At 64.4% G+C, this 22,452-nt stretch carries 20 protein-coding genes; 12 read left to right on the forward strand and 8 right to left on the reverse strand.

Annotated elements, in window-relative coordinates:
• Positions 1 to 70 precede the first annotated feature (70 nt).
• The 3 genes from PP4_RS11415 (at position 71) to PP4_RS11425 (ending at position 4,011) form a co-directional block, all read left to right on the forward strand.
• Positions 71 to 583 (forward strand): sigma-70 family RNA polymerase sigma factor, encoded by a 513-nt coding sequence (locus PP4_RS11415; RefSeq protein WP_016499329.1) that lies wholly within the window; start codon positions 71 to 73, stop codon positions 581 to 583.
• Complete coding sequence (locus PP4_RS11420) at positions 580 to 1,539, forward strand: FecR domain-containing protein (RefSeq protein ID WP_016499330.1); 960 nt, start codon at positions 580 to 582, stop codon at positions 1,537 to 1,539. The genes PP4_RS11415 and PP4_RS11420 overlap by 4 nt, the downstream gene beginning before the upstream one ends.
• 66 nt (positions 1,540 to 1,605) lie before the next feature.
• Positions 1,606 to 4,011, forward strand: coding sequence for a TonB-dependent receptor (locus PP4_RS11425; protein WP_016499331.1), 2,406 nt, complete (start codon positions 1,606 to 1,608; stop codon positions 4,009 to 4,011).
• A gap of 162 nt (positions 4,012 to 4,173) precedes the next feature.
• Here PP4_RS11425 and PP4_RS11430 read toward each other — a convergent pair whose 3' ends face one another.
• Entirely contained in the window at positions 4,174 to 5,103 is a 930-nt protein-coding gene (locus PP4_RS11430) for a LysR family transcriptional regulator (protein ID WP_016499332.1), read from the reverse strand.
• Positions 5,104 to 5,249: 146 nt separating this feature from the next.
• Here PP4_RS11430 and PP4_RS11435 point away from each other — a divergent pair, with 146 nt between their 5' ends.
• The 4 genes from PP4_RS11435 to PP4_RS11450 are packed head-to-tail and all read left to right on the forward strand — an operon-like array spanning position 5,250 to position 9,031.
• Entirely contained in the window at positions 5,250 to 6,077 is an 828-nt protein-coding gene (locus PP4_RS11435; RefSeq protein ID WP_016499333.1) for an amidohydrolase family protein, read from the forward strand.
• A 40-nt stretch (positions 6,078 to 6,117) separates the two neighbouring features.
• On the forward strand, positions 6,118 to 7,467 hold the full coding sequence (locus tag PP4_RS11440) for an MFS transporter (protein ID WP_016499334.1): 1,350 nt from the start codon (positions 6,118 to 6,120) through the stop codon (positions 7,465 to 7,467).
• Complete coding sequence (locus PP4_RS11445; RefSeq protein ID WP_016499335.1) at positions 7,464 to 8,204, forward strand: SDR family NAD(P)-dependent oxidoreductase; 741 nt, start codon at positions 7,464 to 7,466, stop codon at positions 8,202 to 8,204. Before PP4_RS11440 ends, PP4_RS11445 begins: the two co-directional genes overlap by 4 nt.
• On the forward strand, positions 8,201 to 9,031 hold the full coding sequence (locus PP4_RS11450) for a sugar phosphate isomerase/epimerase family protein (RefSeq protein WP_016499336.1): 831 nt from the start codon (positions 8,201 to 8,203) through the stop codon (positions 9,029 to 9,031). The genes PP4_RS11445 and PP4_RS11450 overlap by 4 nt, the downstream gene beginning before the upstream one ends.
• On the opposite strand, the gene PP4_RS11455 is transcribed toward PP4_RS11450, so the two are convergent.
• Entirely contained in the window at positions 9,022 to 9,438 is a 417-nt protein-coding gene (locus PP4_RS11455) for a RidA family protein (RefSeq protein ID WP_016499337.1), read from the reverse strand. The genes PP4_RS11450 and PP4_RS11455 overlap by 10 nt on opposite strands.
• Complete coding sequence (locus PP4_RS11460; RefSeq protein WP_016499338.1) at positions 9,438 to 10,757, reverse strand: flavin-containing monooxygenase; 1,320 nt, start codon at positions 10,755 to 10,757, stop codon at positions 9,438 to 9,440. The genes PP4_RS11455 and PP4_RS11460 overlap by 1 nt, the downstream gene beginning before the upstream one ends.
• A 339-nt stretch (positions 10,758 to 11,096) precedes the next feature.
• On the opposite strand from PP4_RS11460, the gene PP4_RS11465 reads away from it, so the two are divergent.
• Together PP4_RS11465 and argE are read left to right on the forward strand one after the other, a co-directional pair.
• Positions 11,097 to 11,774: a DUF1028 domain-containing protein gene (locus PP4_RS11465; protein ID WP_016499339.1), complete on the forward strand. Its 678-nt coding sequence runs from the start codon at positions 11,097 to 11,099 to the stop codon at positions 11,772 to 11,774.
• A complete protein-coding gene (gene argE / locus PP4_RS11470) occupies positions 11,767 to 12,933 on the forward strand; it encodes an acetylornithine deacetylase (protein ID WP_016499340.1) in 1,167 nt (388 codons plus the stop codon). Before PP4_RS11465 ends, argE begins: the two co-directional genes overlap by 8 nt.
• Positions 12,934 to 12,999: 66 nt before the next feature.
• Here the strand turns inward: argE and PP4_RS11475 are convergent, their stop codons facing one another.
• From PP4_RS11475 to PP4_RS11485, 3 genes are all read right to left on the reverse strand, one after another.
• The gene (locus PP4_RS11475; protein WP_016499341.1) at positions 13,000 to 14,268 is read right to left on the reverse strand and encodes a carbohydrate porin; all 1,269 of its coding nucleotides are present in this window, start codon (positions 14,266 to 14,268) and stop codon (positions 13,000 to 13,002) included.
• Between the two features lie 109 nt (positions 14,269 to 14,377).
• Positions 14,378 to 16,795 (reverse strand): glucose/quinate/shikimate family membrane-bound PQQ-dependent dehydrogenase, encoded by a 2,418-nt coding sequence (locus PP4_RS11480; RefSeq protein WP_016499342.1) that lies wholly within the window; start codon positions 16,793 to 16,795, stop codon positions 14,378 to 14,380.
• 219 nt (positions 16,796 to 17,014) lie between these two features.
• Positions 17,015 to 17,365, reverse strand: coding sequence for a cupin domain-containing protein (locus PP4_RS11485; protein WP_016499343.1), 351 nt, complete (start codon positions 17,363 to 17,365; stop codon positions 17,015 to 17,017).
• A gap of 116 nt (positions 17,366 to 17,481) precedes the next feature.
• On the opposite strand from PP4_RS11485, the gene PP4_RS11490 reads away from it, so the two are divergent.
• Together PP4_RS11490 and PP4_RS11495 are read left to right on the forward strand one after the other, a co-directional pair.
• Complete coding sequence (locus PP4_RS11490) at positions 17,482 to 18,387, forward strand: LysR family transcriptional regulator (protein ID WP_016499344.1); 906 nt, start codon at positions 17,482 to 17,484, stop codon at positions 18,385 to 18,387.
• Between the two features lie 105 nt (positions 18,388 to 18,492).
• Positions 18,493 to 19,692 (forward strand): MFS transporter, encoded by a 1,200-nt coding sequence (locus PP4_RS11495; protein WP_016499345.1) that lies wholly within the window; start codon positions 18,493 to 18,495, stop codon positions 19,690 to 19,692.
• A 43-nt stretch (positions 19,693 to 19,735) separates the two neighbouring features.
• Here the strand turns inward: PP4_RS11495 and PP4_RS11500 are convergent, their stop codons facing one another.
• The gene (locus tag PP4_RS11500) at positions 19,736 to 20,347 is read right to left on the reverse strand and encodes a LysE family translocator (protein ID WP_016499346.1); all 612 of its coding nucleotides are present in this window, start codon (positions 20,345 to 20,347) and stop codon (positions 19,736 to 19,738) included.
• A 103-nt stretch (positions 20,348 to 20,450) separates the two neighbouring features.
• On the opposite strand from PP4_RS11500, the gene PP4_RS11505 reads away from it, so the two are divergent.
• Complete coding sequence (locus PP4_RS11505) at positions 20,451 to 21,473, forward strand: GlxA family transcriptional regulator (RefSeq protein ID WP_016499347.1); 1,023 nt, start codon at positions 20,451 to 20,453, stop codon at positions 21,471 to 21,473.
• On the opposite strand, the gene PP4_RS11510 is transcribed toward PP4_RS11505, so the two are convergent.
• The gene (locus tag PP4_RS11510; protein ID WP_016499348.1) at positions 21,440 to 22,291 is read right to left on the reverse strand and encodes a CAP domain-containing protein; all 852 of its coding nucleotides are present in this window, start codon (positions 22,289 to 22,291) and stop codon (positions 21,440 to 21,442) included. The genes PP4_RS11505 and PP4_RS11510 overlap by 34 nt on opposite strands.
• Between the last annotated feature and the right edge of the window lie 161 nt (positions 22,292 to 22,452).

Raw genomic sequence — 22,452 nt, forward strand, 5'->3', positions numbered from 1 at the left:
AAACCGCTTGGTGCTGCGGCGCAACGTAAATTAGAATTAATCCTATTTACGCCGCCGCAGGGCCATCCCCATGATCGACGCCGCGCCGCCACCGGAGCCTAGCTTGCCTGCCCTGTACCGGGAGCATCGCAGCTGGCTTGAAACCTGGCTACGCCGGCGCCTGGGCAATGCCTGGGATGCCGCCGACCTCAGCCAGGATACCTTCCTGCGGGTATTGACCAGTGCCCAGCCATTGGCAGACATTCGTGAGCCACGCGCCTACTTGCTGACCGTGGGCAAGCGGCTGTTGAGCAACTTCTACCAGCGGCGCAGCCTGGAGCAGGCCTACCTTGATGCCCTGGCGCATCTGCCCGAGCAGCACGTGCCCTCGCCAGAGCAGCGCTGGGTGTTGCTGGAAACCCTGCAAGCCCTGGATGAGCTGCTCGATGGCCTGAAGGCGCCGGTGCGCAAGGCCTTTCTATGGAGCCAGCTCGAAGGCCTGGGTTACGCCGAAATAGGCAAGCGCCTGGGCGTTTGCGAACGCTCCGTCAAACGTTACATGGCGCAGGCCTACGAACATTGCCTGCTGGTCGAGTTGCAATGACCACCCACTCACCCGAAACCCGCGAAGCTGTGCGTGCTGCCGCCCGCTGGCTGGCGCTGCTGGATTCTGGCAACGTCAGCGAGACGGATTTGTTGCGCCTGGCGCAATGGCGGGCCAGCAACAGGCTGCACGAAGACGCCTGGCAAAAGGCTTCAGTGCTGCGCGAGCGTTTTTCCGGATTACCCGGTGCCTTGGCCCTGGCCACTCTGGACCGCCCGGACCCCGGCCGCCGCGCGCTCCTCAAGCAAGCCCTGGGTGTAGCAGCATTGCTACCGGCCGCGTGGCTGGCAAGCCAGGAATTGCCGCTGGAGGCCTGGACGGCCGACATGCGCACCGCAGTAGGGGAGCGCCGGCAGGTGCTGCTGAGCGATGGCACCTTTGTGCAGTTGAACACTGACAGTGCGGTGGACGTCGACCTGGGCGCGCGCCGGCTGACGCTGTTGCGCGGCGAAGTGGCGATCAGGATGCCCGATAACCTGAGCCTGGCCGTGCAGGTGCCTTACGGCCAGGTTGCACTTGGCGGTGGCGGCTTCAATGCGGGCGAAGTGTGCTTGCGCCTGGTCGATCAGGCCTGCCGGGTTTCGGTCGTCACGGGGCTGGCCAGCCTGCAGCCACTGCGTGGCCCGGCCCGGGTGGTGCAGGCCGGGCAGCAGGCCAGCTTGCAGGTGGCAGACGTCGGGCCGGTCACAGTCCTGGACGAATGGTTGTTGGGTTGGCGCGAAGGCGTGCTGCGGCTGGATGACCGCCCCTTGGGCGAGCTGTTGCATGAGCTGCGAAGGTATCGCCACGGTGTGCTGCGCTGGGCGCCGGAACTGGAACGCCTGCGGGTGACTGGCACTTTCCGCCTGGACGATACCGACCGGGTGCTGGCCTTGCTGGCCGCCAGCCTGCCATTGCAGGTGCAGACGCGCACGCGTTACTGGGTGAGCCTGGCGGCGCGAGAAAATCGCGCATGAGGCTGTCCCCTTTTTTTCACTCGCCGGTCATTACCGGTAGCAGAAACCAAAGGGGAGCCTTGTTCAATGCCTGCACTAATGTCTTGCCGCCTGCGCCCACTGGTGCGCGCAGCGCGTCCGTTGTTTGCCATGAGCCTGTTGTTGTGTGCACCCGCCTGGGCCGATGAAGCGGCGCGGCGTGCCTATCAGGTGCCAGCCGCCAGCCTGGGCGCCGCACTCACCCGGTTTGCCGACCAGGCCGGCGTCAGCCTTTCGCTGGACCCGGCACTGGTCCAGGGCCGGCAGAGCAATGGCCTGTCGGGTCGCTACAGTGTCGAAGAAGGGTTCTTGCAGCTGCTGAGTGGCAGCGGCCTGCAATTGCTGCCCGTGGGTGAGGGCGCGTTCACTCTGGTACCGGCACCCCAGGCGGGTGGCGCGCTGGAAATTGCCCCTACCAGCATTGTCGGCGGCCTGGCGGCAGGCGGTGAAGCACAGCCATATGCCGGTGGGCAGGTTGCGCGCCAAGGTGCACAGGGCCTGCTTGGCGCACGCGATTTCATGGAAACCCCGTTCAGCATCACCAGCTACACCAGCGAGCTGGTGAAGAACCAGCAAGCACGCACCTTGGGCGAGCTCATCGCCACCGACCCCTCGGTGCGTGCGACCAACCCGGCGGGTGGGCGTTTCGAGCAATTCACCATTCGCGGCTTCAGCCTGTTCAACAGTGACGTGGCGTACAACGGCCTGTACGGCATCTTGCCGACCTACTCGATCGACATGGAAATGGCCGACCGGGTCGATATCATCAAAGGCCCCAGCCAGTTGATCAACGGCATTTCACCGCGTGGCAGCGTGGGCGGCGGCATCAATGTGCAGCCCAAGCGGGCCGGCGACAAGCCGATCACCGAGTTCACCGGCAGCTATGCGTCGGCTGGCCAGGCAGGCGGCGCGGTGGACGTTGGCCGGCGCTTTGGCGAAGGTCAGCAGTTTGGCGTGCGCTTCAACGGTGTGAAGCAGGCGGGCGATACCGAGTGGGACCACCAGCGCGTCGAGCGCGAAATGGCGGTGCTGGGCCTGGATTTTCGTGGCGAGCGCCTGCGGTTGTCGGCAGACCTCGGCCACACCGAGCGTGACACCGATGCGCCGCAAGAGCGTGTGCTGGTCGGTGCCAACGCCAAAGTGCCGGACGCCAACGATGTACGCCACAACTATGCCCAGGCCTGGAGCAAGGCGCGCACCAACGACACCTTTGGCGCACTGCATGCCGAGTACGACGTCAGCGAGTCGCTGCTGGCCTATGGCGCTATCGGCGCGCGCAAAAGCAACCATGACTTCCTGCGGCACAACGTATCCATCACCAACGATGCCGGTGACTTCACCGTGCAGCCGCGCGACTTTACCCGCGATGAAACGGTGCGCACCGCCATGGCGGGTGTGCGCAACTGGTTCCACACCGGGCCAGTCAGCCACGAACTGAACCTGGCCGCTACCTACTTCTACATGGACTTCACCAACGGCGGCGCGCGCTATGCTTCGGCGCCCAGTAACCTCTACAACCCGGTAGCGACACCGATGCCTGGTACGCCCACCCGCATTGATCCAGAGGTCTACACGGAAAACCGCTTCTCTGGCGTGGCTTTGGCCGACACCCTCGGGTTTTTCGATGACCGCCTGTTGCTGACCCTGGGGGCACGTTGGCAGCGGGTGCAAGTGGATGACTGGAGCGATGGCGTCAAAGGCGACACCGCCTACGACGAAGAAAAAGTCTCGCCCTCTGGCGGCGTGTTGCTCAAGGTTACCGACCAGCTGTCGTTGTACGCCAACTACATGGAAGGCCTGAGCCAGGGCAAGATCGCACCGTCGACCTCGGTCAACGAAGACCAGATCTTCCCGCCGTTCACCAGCCGCCAGGTTGAGGTGGGGGCCAAGTACGACCTGGGCCAGGTCGCCTTTACCGCCAGTGCCTTCCGCATCCGCCAGCCGGCCTACGAGACCAACGCCACTTCGCGGGTGTTCGGCCCCAATGGCAAACGCGACAACCGTGGTATCGAGCTGAGCGTGTTCGGTGAGCCCGTACAAGGGGTGCGGGTGCTGGGTGGGGTGATGTATATCGACAGCGAGCTGACCGATACCGTGGGTGGCGCCGTTGATGGCAACCGCGCGCCGGCCACGCCCGAGTACAACGTCAACCTCGGCGCCGAATGGGACGTGCCGGGAGTGAGTGGCCTGACACTGACGGCGCGGGGCATTCACTCCAGCTCGCAATACCTGGACCAGAACAACAGCAAGCAGATCGACGGCTGGGAGCGCTACGACCTGGGGGCGCGCTACGCCTTCAACGTGGACGCTACCGAGGTTACCTTGCGGGCCAGTGTCGAGAACGTGCTGGATGATCGCTACTGGAGCTCGGCCGGTGCCTCGGATGACAGTGAGCCGGGGCTGACCCTTTCCACGCCGCGGACCTACCTCCTATCGGCAACCGTAGGTTTCTAGCTCAAGCAGCCGGGGCCGCTTTGCGGCCCATCGCCGGCAAGCCAGCTCCAACACTGGCAAGCCAGCTCCAACACTGTTCGCGCCAGCCGGGAACAATGCCATCCTTGTGGGAGCTGGCTTGCCGGGGATGGGCTGCGCAGCAGCCCCAATGGCCTCACCAGCCTACATCGCCCGCCCAAGCTTTTGCGCCTGGCCCTGCAACACGCGCATCAGGTGCATCGCCGCATGCGATGGCGGCTCGAAGCGCGAATAGACAAAGCTGATGTCGAAGTGAATTTCGTCCGCCAGCGGCACCACCGCCAGGCCGCTGTCCTGCGCCACGAATTCGTCGATCACGCTGATGCCCATGCCTTGCTTGACTAGCGCCACAGCCTCGTTGGCATTGGTGAACGACAAAAGTGACGGCAATTGCGCGCCGTGGCGCTCGATGTGCTCGGCAAGCAGCTTGCCAAACGGCATGTCGGGCCTGAACAGCAGCAGCGGATGGCCTTCCAGTTGTTGCAAGGTCAGCGAGGTATGCCCGGCCAACGCGTGCTCGGTTGGCATCACCACCACCATGCGCCCGCGCATGAAGGGCTGCGAATGCAGGTGATCGTGTACCACGGGCAGGGCGGCAATCGACAGGTCGACCTTTTTCGACAGGATCTGGTTGGGCATTTCGCCCATCAGCGAAGTTTGCCACTCGATGTTCAGCGAAGGCGCCTCACGCTTGAGTTGGGCCAGGGCAATCGGGATGACCACCGTCGACAGCGAAGCGCTGCACGAGATTCGCAGCTTGCGGTGGCCGCCTGCACCCAGTGACAGGGCGCATTCGTTGACCTCCAGCGCTGCCTGGTACACCCGCTCGACTTCGCGGAACAGCACCTGCGCCTCGGCCGTGGGCACTAGGCGGTTGTTGATGCGCTCGAACAGGCGGTAGCTCAAACGCCCCTCGATGTACTGGATCAGCTTGCTGACGGCCGGCTGCGACACGTACAGCAGCTTGGCCGCCGCGCTGATCGAGCCGGTCAGCATCACCGCACGGAACACTTCCATGTGCCGCAGCTTGAACACCATGGGGCTTGCGTCTGCGCCTTCGTTGCCAAGCAGCATATCTATTACCTTCGGTTATGGTCTTTGCCATCTGGGTATGAGCGCCAAACCTGGCCACGCAGTATCGTTAACCCAGCCAAATTGCCCTTGCGGCGCACAATAACAAGATCTGAAGGCAAGCGCAGTGGCGCTGCCGGGAGTGCTGCGTGAACATCTTTGACGAACCGAAGATCGATTGCCATAACCATCTGTTTGACCCCGCCCGTTTCCCTTACCACCCCGACGCACCCTATGCCCCCTCTGGCCAGGAAGTCGCCACCCAGGAACAGTTCACCCGGGTGATGGACACCTATGGCGTGCAACATGCCTTGCTGGTGGGCCCCAACAGCGGCTACCACACCGACAACCGCTGCCTGCTGCATGCCTTGGCCACCGGGCAAGGGCGGTTCAAGGGCGTGGCGGTGGTCGAGGTGGATATCCAGCTCGATGCGCTGGCTGCGCTGCAGGCGCAAGGGGTGGTCGGTGTCGCCTTCAATCCCGCGCTGTACGGGGTAGCCAGCCTCAAGGACGTTGACGGCCTGTTGGGCAAGCTTGCCGAGCTCGACCTGTTCGCCCAGGTGCAGGTGTGCGAAGACCAACTGCTTGAACTGCGGAGCCTGCTTCAGGGCTCGCGTGCACATTTGCTGATCGACCATTGCGGGCGGCCGGACGTGGCGGCTGGCGTGCAGCAGCCGGGCTTCCAGGCGCTACTGCAACTGGCTGACAGTGGCCGCGCCAGCGTCAAGCTGTCTGGCATGCAGAAGTTCGCGGCGGCCGATGCGTTGCTGGAGCAAAGCCGTGCCTACGTGCACGCCTTGCTCGAAGCCTTCGGTGCGGATGCCTGCGTGTGGGGCTCGGATTGGCCGTTCATTCGCCAGCGCTCGCGGGTGGACTACGGCCCGTTGCTGAAACTGGCCGAGCGCCTGATGCCGGATGCCCGGCTGCGCCAGGCAGTGATGTGGGACACCCCACGACGTCTGTTCGGGTTCGCCTAGAACCCCGTTTTGCCATTCCAATAACAAGAGAGCAACCGTCATGAACACTGAACAGAACGCCAGCCTCGGGGTGTTTGACACCCCGGCACGCGCGCAGCAACGCACCCGCACCCGCTTCATGATCCTGGCGCTGATATCGGGCGGCACCATGATCAACTACCTCGACCGCAGTGTGATGGGCATTGCCGCGCCCAGCATCAGTGCCGACCTGGGCCTGAACGCGGCGATGATGGGGGTGATTTTTTCTGCCTTCTCGTGGACCTACGCTGCCGCGCAGATCCCCGGTGGCATCCTCATCGACCGGTTGGGCACCAAGCTCACCTACTGGCTGGCACTGACGTTGTGGTCGCTGTTCACCGGCCTGCAAGGGCTGGCGCAGGGCTTTCTGTCGTTGCTGGGCATGCGCTTTCTGGTGGGCATGACCGAAGCACCGTGTTTCCCTACCAACAGCCGGGTAGTGGCTACCTGGTTCCCGCAGAATGAGCGGGCCAGGGCGACCGGTATCTATACCTTTGCCGAATACACCGGGCTGGCGTTCCTGACGCCGCTGTTGTTCTGGGTGCTGCATGCCTATGGCTGGCGCTTTCTGCTGCTGGCCGTGGGCCTGATGGGCATCCTCTATGGCCTGGTGTGGTGGCGCAAGTACCACGAGCCGCACGAGTCGACCACCGCCAACCAGGCCGAACTCGACTACATCGCCGCCGGTGGCGGGGTGGTCGATGGCGGGCAGAAAGCCACCCAGTTCCGTTGGTCGCAGATCCCGGCGCTGCTCAAGCACCGCAACATGCTGGGCATCTGCCTGGGGCAGTTCGCCTGCAACTCCACCAACGTGTTCTTCCTGACCTGGTTCCCCACTTACCTGGTCACCGAGCGGCATATGCCCTGGCTCAAGGTCGGCTGGGTGGCGGTGCTGCCGTTCATTGCCGCTTCGCTGGGCACGCTGGTCGGCGGCTGGCTGTCCGACGCCTTGCTGCGCCGGGGTTACTCGCTGAACGTGGCGCGCAAGCTACCGGTTATCGCCGGGCTGCTCACCGCTTCGGTGATCGTGCTGGCCAACTATGTGGAGTCCGATGCGCTGGTCATCACCATCCTGTGCATTGCCTATTTCGCCCAGGGCATGTCGGCGCTCGCCTGGATGATCGTCTCCGACATTGCCCCCAAAGGTTTGCTGGGCCTCAGTGGTGGCCTGTTCAACCTGTTTGCCAACGCGGCGGGCATCGTTACCCCCCTTACCATCGGCATCATCGTTTCGATGACTGGCTCGTTCGTCTGGGCCTTGGCGTTCGTGTCGTCGATCACCGTGCTGGGGGCGCTGTGCTACCTGTTCATGGTCAGCGACCTGCGTCGCTTGCCGGAAATTCCTTCTGTCGAAAATGGAGCTAAACAATGAGCCAGTACCTGCAAGGCCAGACCGCAATCGTGACCGGTGGCATGCGTGGCATCGGCCTGGCAATCGCCCAGCGCCTGCATACGGCCGGCGCCCAAGTGGTGATCTGGGACCTCGCTGTCGACGGCTGGAACAGCGTGGAAAACGGCTTTGAGCCGGTGCTGCGCCAAGCGGTCGATGTGTCGTCGCTGGCCTCGGTCGAGGCGGCTTTTGCCGAGACGCTGGCGCGCTTGGGCCAAGTCCAGATCCTGGTCAACAATGCCGGCATCAACGGCCCGGTGGTGGCGTCGTGGGAGTACCCGCCAGAGGCCTGGGACAAAGTCATCGCCATCGACCTGAACGGTGTGTTCTATTGCTGCCGCACCGCCATCCCGCACATGCGTGAACGTGGCTACGGGCGCATCGTCAATATCGCCTCCATGGCCGGCAAGGATGGGGTGCAGTACATCTCGGCATATTCGGCCGCCAAGGCCGGGGTCATCGCCTTCACCAAGGCGGCGGCCAAGGAGCTGGCGCAGGACGGTGTGTTGCTCAACTGCGTGGCACCGGCCATGGTCGAGACGCCGCTGATGGCCGAGATGACAGCGGAACACATTGCCGCGAGCAAGGCCAAGATCCCCATGGGGCGCTTCCTCAAGGCCGAGGAGATCGCCAATATGGTCAGCTGGATTGCCGGGCCCGAGTGCAGCTTTACCACCGGCTTTGTCTTCGACCTCAGTGGTGGGAGGGCGACCTATTGACTGGCCTGGGCGTGGCACACCTGACGGCGCTGCAACTGGCGCCGGCGAGGCTGGTACGCGAGGCGCGCCACGCCGGGTTCAGTGCGGTGGGGCTGCGCCTGCACCCGGTGATGGCGGGTGCACTGGCCTACCCGGTTGCGGCCGGTAGCCAGGCAATGCGGGAGCTGCGGGCTGTGCTGGCTGGGGAAGGCGTGCGGGTGACGGACATCGAGTTCGTGTCGCTGACGGCGCAAACCCGGGTGGCTGACTACCAGCCGCTGCTGGCGGCAGGTGCCGAGTTGGGCGCGGTGAGCCTGACAGTGTCCGGCGACGATGAGGATGTTGCACGGCTGACCAGCAACTTTGCAGCGCTGTGTGAGTTGGCGCGTGGCCATGGCCTGCGTGTGGACCTGGAGTTCATGCGCTGGCGGCCGGTGGCGACTTTGCAACAGGCTTGCGCGGTGGTGACGGGGGCGGGGCAGGCCAACAGTGGCGTGTTGGTTGATGCCTTGCACCTGTTCCGCTCCGGTGGCCAGGTGGTCGACATCGGCGCAGTCGACCCGCATTTGCTGCGTGCGGTGCAACTGTGTGATGCACCGATGCTGGCGCCTGCAGAGGCGCTGATCATCGCGGAAGCGCGCGAGGGCCGCTTGCTGCCGGGCGAAGGGCAGCTGCCGCTGGCAACGTTGCTGGCGGCGTTGCCGGGGGACGTGAAGATCAGTGTTGAGGTGCCGTGCGCCGGCTTGCCCGCCGAGCAGCGGCTGCAAGCGGCGGCACAGGTAACCCACGGCTGGCTGCACGGCAGGCGACCTGTGTCACCCGCTGTGCAGGTTGCGGGTCACTGCTGATCCGGTACCACGGCGATCACGTCGATCTCCATCAGCCACTCGGCCTGGGCCAACCCGGCGACCACCAGCCCGGTGGAGATCGGGAACACGCCCTTCAGCCACTTGCCCACTTCCTTGTACACCGGCTCGCGGAAGCGTGGGTCGGTGATGTAGGTGGTGGTCTTGACGATGTGCGACAGGTCCGAGCCCGCTTCTTCAAGCAGTTGCTTGACGTTCTTCATCGCCTGTTCGGTCTGCGCCTGGGGGTTACCCAGGCCCACCAGCTTGCCTTCGAAGTCGGTACCGACCTGGCCGCGCACATAGATGGTGTTACCGGCCCGCACGGCCTGGCACAGGTCGTTGTCCAGGGTCTGGTTGGGGTAGGTTTCCTTGGTGTTGAACATGCGGATGCGAGTATGGGTAGGCATCAGTGGGCTCCGAGGGTGCTGACGTTGCTGATCGTGTTGGTTTGCTGCTCATCCGCCTCGCGCTGTTCGCGGTCGCGGTAGGCCAGGTAGGTGCGTTGCGTGGCGATGTGGCCGGCGACGTGCTTGGCGTCGTGCCACACGCCCCAGATGAACGACGAACCCCGGCGCGACAACCACGGCAGGCCAAGGAAGTACACGCCAGGTTCGCGGGCAACGCCGCGCTGGTGCTGGGGCTTGCCGTTGGCATCGAAGGTGTCCACCTGCAGCCAGCTGAAGTCCACGCCATAACCGGTGGCCCAGATGATGCTGGTAACGCCGGCCTTGGCCAGGTCCAGTTCGCGCAGCGGGTTGCTCATGCAGGCCGGGTCGGCCAGGCGAGTGCGGGCTTCGGGTTCTTCCGGCAGGTCCAGGCCGTTGCTTTCGATGTAGGCATCGGCGGCATCCAGCAGGGCCAGGTAGTTTTCATCGCCGCGGTTGATGTTCTCGACCAGGTTGTCCTGGAAACGCGCCACGCCGTTCTCGAACGACTGGGTAAGGCCGACCAGGGTCATGCCTTGATGGGCGAGGGCACGGAAGTCTACGGTGTGGCCGCCACGGGCGCCGCTGACGGCGATGGTGACGTGCTCGCGACCGGGCTTGGCGATTTCTGCGTCCCATTCACCCAGCACACCCAGCCACCAGCAGAAATCGCGGTTGCGGTAGGCCCGTGGCGGGCGGTCGTGGGCACCGACCGACAGGTACACCTGGCGGCCTGCGCGCATCAGTTCTTCGGCAATCTGCACGCCGGAGGAGCCTGCGCCCACCACCAGCACTGCGCCCTCAGGCAACTGCCCGGGGTTGAAGTAGGCGGCGGAGTGGATCTGGTGCAGGTTGCTGTCTTTCGGTGCGATGGCCGGGATCACCGGCTTCTGGAACGGGCCGGTGGCAGCGACCACACGGTTGGCGCGGATCACCCCTTCATTGGTTTCGATGGTGAAGCCAGGGCGGTCGCTGTTGCGCACCACGCGCTTCACTTCGATGCCGGTGCGCACTGGCAGGTTGTACTTGCGTACGTACTGCTCGAAGTAGTCGGCCACTTGGTCCTTGCCCGCGAAGGCGTCGGCGTCGAGGTTGAATTCCAGGCCTGGGAAGCGGTCGTGCCAGACCGGGCCGTTGGCCACCAGCGAGTCCCAGCGGCCGGTGCGCCAGGCCTCGGCGATGCGGTTGCGCTCCAGCACCAGGTGCGGCACGCCAAGCTTGTTCAGGTGTTCGCTCATGGCCACGCCGGCCTGGCCGGCGCCGACGACGAGCGTGTCGATTTCGAGGTTGTTCAGTGTCATGTCCGAGCCCTTGTTCAGGCGGTTTTTGTAAGGTCGGTTTGGAGGACCGCCGTTGCCTGGAGCCAGACTAGGGATGCTGCACAAATGGCGAAAATAGTATTTAGCTGGTGCTTGCCGATAAAACGGCGAAGGCCTTGGATTTTGTGGTGTGTAGGTGTGTTGATCCCGTGTATGTCGTGGCTTTTTTGGGGGGCGGAAATCGAGCGCCGCCCGCGCGGCGCACGATCTCTGCCACAGCAAAGTTTTTTCCTGCCTAACCCCTCGGAAAATGTTGGTTTCGTGGGCTAGAAGGTTGCGCCCAGAATGCCCTGCATCGCACAGGACAACAGGAGCATTACCATGACCTTCTCCATCATTGGCCGCTGCCAGGAAACCGGCCAGGTCGGCATCGCCATCAGTTCGTCGAGCATCGCCGTGGGGGCCCGCTGCCCTTGGGTACGTGCGGGTGTTGGCGCTGTTTCCACCCAGAACATCACCTTGCCGGCACTGGGCCCGCAGATTCTCGATGCCCTGGAGCAGGGCCAGTTGCCGCCTGCGGCTGCGCTGGACCGGGTACTGAGCGCCAATGGCTGGAGCGAGTACCGGCAGGTCACAGTGATCGACAGCCAAGGCCAGGTGGCACTGTTCACCGGTCGTGAGGCATTGGGCACGCACAATGCCGTGGCCGGTGAGCAATGCGCGGCGGCGGGTAACCTGTTGTCCTCGACCCAGGTGATCGAAGCGATGGTCCTGGCCTTTGAAGAGGCCGGCGGGCACCTGGCCGACCGCTTGCTGGCTGCCATGCATGCGGCGATGGCCGCAGGTGGCGAGGCCGGGCCGGTGCACTCGGCAGCGTTGAAGATCGCTGGCGAGCTGACCTGGCCATTGGTGGACCTGCGCGTGGACTGGGCCGATACCGACCCGATCGGTGTGCTCGATGGCCTGTGGCAGGCGTACCGCCCGCAGATGCAGGATTACGTTACCCGCGCCCTGAACCCGACGGCCGCGCCCAGCTACGGGGTGCCGGGCGATGAGTGATTTTGCCAGCCGCGCGCTGCTGGCCCGGCTGGTCGGCTTTGCAACGGTCAGCCGGGACTCCAACCTTGAGCTGATCGGCTTTATCCGTGATTACCTGGCAGAGCAGGGGGTGGAAAGTGAACTGTTCCATAACCCCGAAGGCACCAAAGCCAACCTGTTCGCCACCATCGGCCCCCAGGGCGTTGGCGGCGTGGTGCTGTCGGGGCACACCGATGTGGTGCCGGTGGACGGCCAGGCCTGGACCGTCGAGCCGTTTGCCCTGAGCGAACGTGACGGGCGCCTGTATGGCCGCGGCACGGCCGACATGAAAGGCTTCATCGCGTCGGTGCTGGCCGCGGTGCCCGCGTTCCTTGCCCAGCCGTTGCACCTGCCGGTGCACCTGGCATTTTCCTACGACGAGGAAGTGGGTTGCCTGGGTGTGCGGTCGATGCTGGCCGCGCTCGAACAGCGCCCGCACAAGCCACGCCTGTGCCTGATTGGCGAACCCACCGAGCTGAAGCCGGTGCTGGGGCACAAAGGCAAGCTGGCGATGCGCTGCCAGGTGCAGGGTGCGGCCTGCCATTCGGCGTATGCGCCGTATGGGGTGAATGCCATCGAGTATGCGGCGAAGCTGATCGGCAAGTTGGGTGACATCGGTGACGCGCTGGCATTGCCGGTGCATCACGACGTGCGCTTCGACCCACCGTTCTCCACGGTGCAGACCGGGGTGATCAAAGGGGGCAGGGCACTGAATATCGTGCCGGCAGAGTGTGAGTTCGATTTCGAAGTGCGCGCGCTGCCAGGGTTCGAGGCACAGGCAGTGGCCGACCAGTTGCAGACTTATGCAGAGGCCGAGCTGCTGCCGCGTATGCGCAAGGTCAATGCGGCCAGTGAGATTCGCCTACAACCGTTGAGCGCCTACCCAGGGCTGGCGACATCGGCAGACAGCGAGGCTGCGCGGCTGGTGGCGTTGCTCAGTGGCACGGATGAATTCGGCACGGTGGCGTTTGGTACAGAAGGCGGCCTGTTCGACCAGGCAGGGATCCCGACCGTGGTGTGCGGGCCTGGCAGCATGGACCAGGGGCACAAGCCGGATGAATTCGTCAGTGTCGAGCAGTTACGGGGGTGTGATGCCATGCTGCTGAGGTTGGTGGATTACCTGCGGCAGGCTCCCGTCTGACAGGGTAAAGAACGTATGCAGGAGCGACCTTGTGTCGCTCCTGCAGGGATCGGTGTCTGCTTCAGGTTAGAAGCTGGCCTTGACCTGCAGGCCAACCACCAACGCGTTGTCGATCTTCTTCCCCGAGAACGCCCCCGGCTCGATGATGTACTGCACATCCGGGCGCAGGTTCAACCATGGCGTCGCCTGGTAGCCATAGCTCAGTTCGATCAACTGCTCGGCGCTGTCGATGTCGGGGAACTGCTGGCCAGCGTTGAAGGCGGCGTCTTCCAGCACATCGCGGCTACGCGGGTTAGGCACGGCACGGCCGTAACCCAGCGCCACCGTATCTTTCGGGCGGCCTTCGAACGGCTTGTACAGCACCACGCCGGCGCCATACCACTTGGTGAACGGCGAGGCGGCCTTGCTGGATGCCGAGTACTGGCCGAAGGCATGCAGGCTGCGGCCTGGCGAGCTTTGGTCGTTCCACACGGCCTGGTCGATCAGCAGGTAGTGGCCGCCACGGCCGGATACTTCGTCATCGCTGCCGATGCGTTTCACGTCGGAGCTGTCGTAGTAGTAGCCCAGCTTGTACTCGCCGGGCAGTTCACCCTGCAGCTTGTACACCAGCTCCACCGGTACCACGGTGCCGGTGGTGTGCTTGGGGCCCAGGTGCCAGGCGCGGCTGGAGTTGCCATTGCTCTCGGGGTCGACGTTGAACGCCGCCACGCGCAATTGCCAGGCAGGCGACAGGTCGTACTTCACCCGCACGCCCAGGTGAGCGTTGGGGTAGTTGGTCCAGCCGCTGCCACCGGACATGTTCAGCGGGTGGCCACAGAAGCCGGCGTTCATGAAGTTGCACAGGATGCCGCTGTCCAGGCCGCCCAGGTCGTTACCCATGGCCATGTAGCCCAGCTTGACGTTGAGCGCCGGGGTGAACAGGGTGCGCTCGTAGCTCAGCTCGGTCAGGCGGGTGTACAGGCCACCGAAGTTTTCCTGGATCGGCAGGCGGTTGCCTACCAGGTCTTCCGAGGCACTGTTACCACGGCGGTCGTTGATGGTCAGCTGGACCTTGCCGCCGTTGTCCAGGCCGTACAGTTTCGACAGGTCGAACTGCACGCCCAGCTTCAGGTTCTGCGAATAGCGCGCCGAGCGGTGCAGGCCGCCGTGGGCGTTGTAGGCGGTTTCGCCGCTGTAGTCGCCGGTGAACTTCACGCCGTCGTCTTCAAGCTGGTGGCGCAGGCCGCCCCAGTCGCCGGTCAGGGTACTGCGGGTCATCAGGTCGCCGTCGGCCAGGGCGGTGGTGCTGGCCAAGGCCAGCAGCAGGGTAGGGGTAATGCGAATTGCGGATGGCATTGCTGTGTCTCGGGTTGTTATTCAGGGCCATTCACGGCTGAACCCGCGCCCGCATGGCCAGTGCTGACCTTGTGGGAGCGGGTTCACCCGCGAAGGGGGCGACGCGCTCTTACGGCAAGGCGTAAGAAATCACGTAGTCGCCGCGGTCAGTCGACTGGCGGGCGCCGCCAGCAGTGACGACCACGTACTGCTTGCCGGTCTTCGGCGAAACATAGGTCATCGGGCCGCCCTGGCTGCCCACTGGCAGGCGAGCCTTCCAGATTTCGTTACCGTTGCTGCTGTCGTAGGCGCGCAGGTAGAAGTCCTGGGTGCCGGCGATGAACACCAGGCCGCCTTGGGTCGACAGGGTGCCGCCCAGGGTTGGCAGGCCGATCTTGATCGGCAGGTGCATGCGGATACCGAGCGGGCCGGTGTCTTCAACGGTGCCCACCGGTACTTGCCAGGCCACCTGGCGGGTCTTCATGTCGATGGCGGTCAGGGTGCCGAACGGTGGTGCCTGGCACGGGATGCCGGCTACCGACAGGAAGCGGTTCTTGTTCACCGCATACGGCGTGCCCTTGAGCGGTACTGCGCCCATGCCGGTGTTAAGCGCTTCGCCGCCGGAAGATGCCCCACCTTTGTTCTGCGACGGAATCATCTGGATCCACAGGCCCAGGCGCATGTCGTTGACGAAGATGAAACCATGAACCGGGTCGGTGGAAATGCTGCCCCAGTTCATGCCGCCCAGCGAACCCGGGAAGCTCAGCGACAGGTCGGTGCCCGGCGCGGTGTACAGGCCGTCGTAGCGCATTTTCTTGAAGTCGATGCGGCACAGCAGCTGGTCATACGGGGTGGCGCCCCACATGTCCGACTCGGTCAGGGTTTGCGCGCCGATTTGCGGCATGCCCACCGACTTCGGCTGGGTTGGGGAGTACGGCTCGTTCGGGATGTTGCTTGGCTTGACCGGTACTTCGTCGACCTGGGTCAGCGGCTTGCCGGTGGCGCGGTCGAGCACGTAGATCTGCCCGGCCTTGGTGCCGATCACCACCGCAGGAACCGACTGGCCGTCGTCCTTGGTAAAGTCGATCAGGCTCGGCTGCATCGGCAGGTCGAAGTCCCACAGGTCGTTGTGCACGGTCTGGAACACCCACTTCTGGTTGCCGGTGGTGGCGTCCAGGGCCAGCACCGAAGCGCCGTAGGTGTGGTCCAGCTTGCTGCGCTCTACACCGTAGATGTCGGTGGACGACGAACCCATCGGCAGGAACACGGTGTTCATTGCCGGGTCGTAGGACATCGGTGCCCAGCTGTTCGGGGTGCTGCGCACGTAGGTGCTGTCGCCCTGCGGTGCCTGGCGGTCTTCCGGGTTGCCCGGGTCGAAGGCCCAGCGCATTTCACCGGTGACCACGTCGAAACCACGGATCACGCCGCCTGGCATGTCGGTCTGGACGTTGTCGGCGACACGGCCGCCGACCACCACGGTGGTACCGGCCATCAGTGGTGCGGAGGAGAGCTGGTAATAGGAGTCCGGCACATTGCCCAGGCCGGTCATCAGGTTGACCTGGCCGTTGTTGCCGAAGCCCTGGCAGAACTCGCCGTTGTCGGCGTCGACGGCAATCAGGCGGCCATCGATGGTGTTGGTCAGCAGACGACGCTGGCAGTTGGCACCGGCCGGCACGCTACCGCCGGCGACCGGCGAGCTGTTCGGCTGGGTCGGCTGGGCGATGGCTGCAGTGGCGTCGAAATAGGCCATGCCACGGCAACGCTGCCAGACCTTGGACTGGGCGTTGATTTCGTTTTTCCACAGCTCTTTGCCGGTATCGGCATCGAGGGCGATCAGGTTGTTGTGCGGGGTGCAGATGAACACCTTGTTGCCGATCTGCAACGGGGTCAGCTGGTCCTCGGCACCATTGCCGTCGCTGATGGCCACGTCACCGGTGTGATAGGTCCAGGCGACTTTCAGCTTGTTGACGTTGTCGCGGTTGATCTGGTCCAGCGCGGCGAAGCGGCTGCCACCTTCGGTGTTGCCGTAGTGGGCCCAGTCCTTCTGCTCTTTGCCAGCCTCGACCGGGGTCATGCCCGGGCCTTTGCCGGTAGGGGCGACGCTTGGGTGGGCGACGAACATGTTGCCGGCGGCGATCACCAGTGCAATGGCCATCACCCCGGCAACACCGTAGGCACCACGGCCGGCACTGGCGCCGTTGGCGCGGGCCAGCAGCGGGTAGACCAGCGCCACGACCATGCCGATCGCAGCAAACATGAACAGGCGCGAGAACAGTGGCCAGAACACCAGGCCGGTGTCGATCAGCGCCCAGATCGCGGTACCGATCAGGAACGCTGCGTACAGCCATGCGCCGGCCTTCTTGCGGCGGGCGATGAGGACACCGGCGATGGCCATGGCCAGGCCGCCGATCAGGAAGTACAAGGAACCGCCCAGGCCGGCCAGCTTGATGCCGCCAGCAGCCAGGAGGAGGCCGAGCAGGGCGATGATCACGCCCAGGCCGATCAGGATGATGTTTGTGGCGCCAGAAGCGCGCGGTGTTTCGTTCATGCCAGGGATCTCAGCAGGTGGAATGCGCGCAGTCTAAGCCCTTAGCTTGCTAATTAACAAGTTGGTACATAATTTTATGAGGCTGATTGTCGCAGGGCTGATCGTGCGATGGTGTGGCTAAAAGTGTAGATCAGGCGTTTAAAAATGCATTAAATGGGGTGTTCATGCGCGTTGTGTAATATGCATTCATACTTTGGTCGGGTAAAAAATGGCCAGGTATCACGCTGGCCACGGGGTGGAGCTGGTGTAGAACACTGCCAGCCAGATGGTGGCTGTGCCGGGGGCGGTCCACTCCACGCGGTGGCGGGAGTGGGGCGGGATGTCCAGGCAATCGCCCGGCGCCAGCAAGCGGGTGTGGTGCTCGTGCTCGAAACGCAGGCCCGCAGCACCGCTGAGCAGCACGATCCACTCGCCTTCGGCCTGGTCGTACCAGAAACCGGGCGGGCTGGCCTGGCCGCTGGAGACAATACGTTCCACACGCACGCCAGGGCGGCTGAGCAGCTCGTCGACACGTTCGGCACTGGTGGGGTCGCAGGGAGGCAGGGCAGTCAGCAGGTTATTCGGTGTCATGGAAAGCCTCGCTTTGAAGGTGTGTTGCCACTATGGACGCAAATACCCTGCAGCGCGCTTCTTGACCCGCCCGGCTGTTTGTAAGACCTTTCCGAGATTTGGATGACGGGCAGCAAATGGACAAACTCCAGGCGATGAAGATGTTCGTGGCCACTGTCGATGCTCAGGGCTTTTCTGCCGCTGCGCGCAGGCTTGGGCTGGCCACTTCGTCGGTAACGCGCCTGGTTGATGCGCTGGAAACGGCGCTGGGCACCACGTTGCTCAACCGCTCGACTCGCCAGGTCAGCCTGACCGAAGCCGGCGCCCGTTACTATGAGCGTGCGCGGGGCATTTTCGAGGCGCTGGATGAGGCCGATGCCAGTGTTGCCGACCGTGGCGAGGAGCCTGTCGGCGTGTTGCGCCTGTGCCTGCCGGTGGAGTTCGGCAGGCGGGTCATCGCCCCGCATCTGGGGCCGTTTCTGGCACGGCACCCGGCGCTGGAGCTGGACATCGACCTCAGCGACCGCCTGGATGACCTGCTGGACGGGCGCTATGACCTGTCGATTCGCCTGGGCGACCCGTCGGCCAATGACGAATTGGTGTGTCGCCAGCTCGGCTGCTTCGAGCGTTGGCTGGTGGCCAGCCCGGCTTACCTGGCCGGGCGAGATACGTTGCAGCACCCCCGGCAGTTGCTGGAGCACGCCTGCCTGCGTTTTCGCTACGGGCAGAAAGCGCGCCCCTGGCGACTGGTGCTTGGCCAGGAAAGCCTGGAGTTGAACGTAAGCGGGCCGCTGCGCAGTGCCAATGCCGACATGTTGCGCGAAGCCGCCCTGGCGGGCACTGGCATCGCGCTGCTGGCCGACTGGCTGGTGCGCGAGGATGTGCTGGCCGGGCGCCTGCTGCGGGTGTTCCCAGATTGGCGAGCCAGCCCTGGCACGGCCAATGACAGCATCAACGCCCTGTACCTGCCCAACCACCGTGGTTCGCGGCGGGTGAATGCGTTTATCGATTTTTGCGAAGGTTTGTTAGGCCGGCACGGCTAGCGTTGCGCTGTGCGCAAAGGCGCGTTGCGCCAGGGTTGGATTCCCGGCACTGACGCGCCTGGTTAAGGTAGCCGGCATATTCCACCCCTTGTCGAGGAACCTCGCATGAATCCCTCCCTTGCCGCCGCGCAACCTGCAGCAACCGGCCTGAGCCGGGCACTGGTCGTGCTGCTGGCGTTCTGCTGCGGCGCGATCGTGGCCAACATCTACTACGCCCAGCCCATCGTCGGTTTGATCGCCCCGGACCTGGGGCTGTCCACCGAGCATGCCAGCCTGATCGTTTCACTCACCCAGCTGGGTTATGCCTTGGGCCTGCTGTTGCTGGTGCCGCTGGCTGACCTGCTGGAGAACCGCCGCTTGATGGTCGCCACCGCAGTGCTGGCGTGTGTCAGCCTGCTGCTGGCAGGGACCAGCAGCAGCGGCCAGGGCCAGTTGTTCCTGGGCTATGCGCTATTGATCGGGTTCAGTTCGGTGGCGGTGCAGATGCTCATTCCGCTCGCGGCGCACCTGGCGCCGGAGCAGCAGCGTGGCCGGGTGGTGGGTAACATCATGGGCGGGTTGCTGCTTGGGATCCTGCTGGCGCGGCCGTTGTCCAGCCTGGTGGCCGACCACTTCGGCTGGCGCGCGGTGTTCATTGGCGCTGCCGGGGTGATGCTGGCGATCATCCTGCTACTGGCGCTGACCCTGCCGCAGCGGCGGCCTGAACACAAGGCCAGCTATGCCGGGTTGATGCTGTCGTTGCTCACACTGTTGCGCCGCTATCCGCTGCTGCGCCAGCGCTCGTTGTATCAGGCACTGATGTTCGCAGCGTTCAGCCTTTACTGGACGGCGGTGCCCATGGCGCTGGCGGGTGAGCACGGCCTGTCGCAAAGCCAGATCGCCGTGTTCGCCCTGGTGGGCGCGGTGGGCGCCGTTGCCGCGCCCTTGGCTGGCCGCCTGGCAGATGCCGGGCATGCACGGGCCGGCTCGCTGCTGGCGCTGCTGCTGGCCCCGGCGGCCTTGTTGCTGGGCTTGACGACGCCGGGCTACAGCGTGATCGGGCTGGGCCTGACCGGCGTGCTGCTGGACTTTGCGGTGCAGATGAACATGGTCATCGGCCAGCGCGAAGTGTATGCACTGGACCCGGCCAGCCGCGGGCGGCTGAACGCGGTGTACATGACCAGCATCTTCCTGGGTGGGGCGCTGGGGTCGGCAGTGGCCAGTGCGCTGTTCAGCCAGTTTGGCTGGCAAGGTGTGGCGCTGGTGGGGGCAGGGTTGCCTGGCCTGGCATTGATCGCTTTTATGGCCAAAGCTTCCCGATCCTGACCGGTATGCGCTCCTGCAAAGACCGTGCATATCTGTCCAGGTGCTATCGGCCAAGCGGCAGCGCCACGCCAATCAAGGCAAACAGGCTGCCGCAGCAGCGATTGAAACCTTTGCCACCCTTGGCCAGCCACGGCCGGATGCGAAACGCCAGGCGGGCCAGCACATACTCGACCAGAAACTCCACACTGGCAAAGGTCGCCGCCATCACTACGAACTGCAGCATCAGCCCGCGTTGCGGGTCGATGAATTGCGGCAGGAAGGCACCATAGAACAGCAGCACTTTGGGGTTGGCCATGGCCGACAACAAGCCTTGGCGGAACAAACCCGCATTGCCGAGCCGTGCACTGCGCTCGGTCAATTCCAGATGCAGGCCCGGGCTGCGCCACAGCTGGATACCCAGCCAGACCAGGTAAGCGCCGCCTACCCACTTGAGCACGCTCAACACCGAAGCCGAGGTTTGCAGCAACGCGCTGAGGCCAAACATGGTCAGGCCGATAAGCGCGCTGAAGCCAAACACGCCGCCAACAATGGTGAACAACGTACGACGGGCGCCATACAGGGCGCCGTGGGTCAGGGCCAGCAGGCTGTTGGGGCCTGGTGTCAGCGACAGGCCGATGCTGGCCAGCAGGTAGATAAGCCAGGTGTCGAGTGCCATGGTGCAACGCCTTGTTGATTTGAAGGGTGCCAGTCTAGGGCGCGGTGCCCAGTCAGCAAGGGTATGATCTGGACATTGAATAGTCGTTTCTGGACGCAATGCCATGTTGCCTGATATCCGCCTGCTGATCTTGCCGTTACCGGATTTCGCCCTGCTGCCATTCGGCGGCTTTCTCGACAAATTGCGTTTCAGCGCCGACGACGAAGACTACAGCCAGCAGCGGTATTGCAGCTGGATTGTGGCCGGGCTCACGCTCGACCCGGTACCGTCGAGCAGCGGTGCAGTGGTGCAGGTCGAGGCGGTGGCCGGCCAGCTGGAACTGGCCAGTTTCGACTACCTGGTGGTGTTCGGCGGCCGCAATGCCATGGCTACAGCTGCGTTGGCGCCGCGCTACCAAACCTTGCTCAGGCAGGCCGGCAAAGCCGGGGTCAAGCTGGTGGGGGTCGACAATGGCGCCTTCCTGTTGGCCGCGTGCGGGTTGTTACGGGGGCACAAGGTGGTCGTGCACTGGCGTCACGAAGCCGAGTTTCGCGCCGCGTTCCCACAGTTGCAGGTGCTGCGCGATCAACTGTATTGCATCGACGCAAACCGTATCACCTGTGCTGGCGGCACGGCGGCCATAGACCTGGCGGTGGCGCTGTTGTCACAAGCCTGTGGGCGGAGCCGGGCGCTCAAAGGGCTCGCCGACATGCTGGTGGACGAAACCCGCGACAGCCGCCATGCCTTGCGTTCGCTGGAACTGGGCGCCGGCCAGGGGCGCCAGGTGCAGCGGGCACAGGCCCTGATGCGTCACCACCTGGGCACCCCGCTGGCGGTCGAGCAACTGGCCGCTGAACTGGGCATCAGCCGGCGCCAGCTGGACCGGCAGTTCCACGCCAGCCACGGCATGAGCGCCAAGGCTTGGTGGCTGGAAATGCGCTTGCAGCAGGCGCGCTGGCGCTTGCTCAACTCAAGCCACAGCCTGGCGCAGATTGCCGATGAGGTGGGGCTGGGCGATGCCAGCTACCTGGGTAAATGTGTGCGGCGGCGGTTTGGTTGTTCAGCCCTTGAGTTGCGGGCAGGCACCCCCCCCAACCTGAAGCCGCTGCAGAGTTACTGCGGCGTCCCGAATAACCCCGTCCAGTAAATCCCTGCGTCACTCTTCGGGTCCACGGCATAGGCGGCACCCAGCTCACGGAAATCCGGGTTCATCAACGTGGCGCAATGCCCCGGGCTCTCCAGCCAGCCATCAACCACCTTGTGCGCGGTGTCACGCCCGGCGGCGATGTTTTCACCGACTTGCTGGTACAGGTAGCCAGCCAGCTCCGCCCGGTCGCCGGGGGTGCGGCCATCCTTGTCGATGTGGTCGAAGAAGTTCTGGTTGGCCATGGCCCGTGTGTGGTTGGCGGCGGCCCCGGCCAGTACCGTGCTCCAGCTCAGGGCGGGGGCTGCGGCGTACGGCTGGCCGCCGCATTGGCGCGGCACCTTGCGGGCAGCGTTGATCTCTTGCAATACCTTTTGCCCCTCGGCCTGCCAGTCGCCCAGGCGGCCGCTGAGCAGCGGCCGGGCCAGCACGATGCGCCAGTCTCGGCCCTCCTGGCTGACGCCGATATCGACGAACTGCGGGTCTAGCACCACTTGGCAGAAGCTTTCTTCGATGGCATGCATGGCCGCGCGCGCATCGCGTGGCCCCGACAGGCTGATGGCCTGCACGTTGACCATAGGGTAGGCAGCGCGGGTCATGGCCTGCTGCAAGTCACGGGTGCCCTCTGGCGACAGTGCCAGGCGGGTGTCGCTGTTGAGCGGTGGCAGCTCCAGCGACGCTTCGCCACCGCAGGGCTGGGCCTTGCTGCGGTAGACATTGATCGAATCGATCAGCTGCGCCTCTTCGCCGGTGACAGCCAGTGCTCCGGTCGAGACGACCAGGCCCAGCGACAAGGCGGCAACGGATGACAGGACGCGCATGTGGATCTCCCTATGACTGGCAGCGTCGTGGTATGCGCTGCTCATCCTACACAAGCTGGGGGCTTTTGGCCCTAGCGGGTGCAAAGCAATGAAAACGCCGGCAATCGTTGCTGGCGGCAAAAGAGGGAGTAGACCACTGGTCGCTGGAAAAGTGCGATGAG

The sequence above is a fragment of the Pseudomonas putida NBRC 14164 genome (genome assembly GCF_000412675.1).
GTDB classification, from domain to species: domain Bacteria; phylum Pseudomonadota; class Gammaproteobacteria; order Pseudomonadales; family Pseudomonadaceae; genus Aquipseudomonas; species Aquipseudomonas putida.